Here is a 755-nt window from a genome sequence, read left to right on the forward strand (position 1 = left end):
GCTCTTCCGACTATTTCACGATCAACGCGCTCTATGCCGATCCGCAAACGGGCGAGATCTTCGATTATTTCGGCGGCCTTGCCGATCTGGCGGCGCACCGCGTGCGCTTCATCGGCGATCCCGACCAGCGCATCGCCGAGGATTATTTGCGCGTGCTGCGCTTCTTCCGCACCGTCCCCATCATCGCGAGCGAACTGGCCTGCCTCGACGAGGGCGCCGCGACCGCCTGCTACGGCCGGGTCACCCCGAACGTCGAGCGCCGCGTGCCGCGGACGCTCACGGTCTGGGATCCCGAGAAGCAGCGATGGACCAACCCCAATGCCGTCGACCTCGCGGTCGATTCCGGGCTCGGCGTGATCATGCTGCGGCCGGACATGATGCGCTACGAGAAGGAAGCCGTGCTGCTGCACGAGCTGCTGCATGCCTATCACGCGCGCCTGTTGCCGGACGGCTACGCCAACAAGGGCGTGATCGCGTATTACGCACTGGCCAAATCCAAGGACCTGCTGCCCAAGGACTCCTATGCGATGAAGAATCCCATGGAATTCTTCGCGGTCACCGGCAGCATCTTCCTGTCCGGCAAGAGCGACTTCCACGACCCGAAAACGCGCGAAGCGCTGAAGGAGAAGATGCCGGACTATTACAAATACCTGGTCGGCGTGTTCGGCTTCGATCCCGATCCGGCAGCGACGAGCGGCCCGGTCGCCTCGCTGAAGTGAGGCGCAAGCCAGCGCCGCAAGCCACACCGTAGCGAG

General features: G+C 63.8%; 1 pseudogene. It reads left to right on the forward strand.

Features of this window, described 5'->3' with window-relative positions:
• Positions 1-719: pseudogene (locus tag AACY52_RS28790) on the forward strand (hypothetical protein); the annotation flags it as partial.
• Positions 720-755: the final 36 nt, after the last annotated feature.

Origin of the sequence: Pseudomonas sp. EA_65y_Pfl1_P113, from assembly GCF_963970525.1 — a bacterium.
Taxonomy (GTDB): domain Bacteria; phylum Pseudomonadota; class Gammaproteobacteria; order Pseudomonadales; family Pseudomonadaceae; genus Aquipseudomonas; species Aquipseudomonas tritici.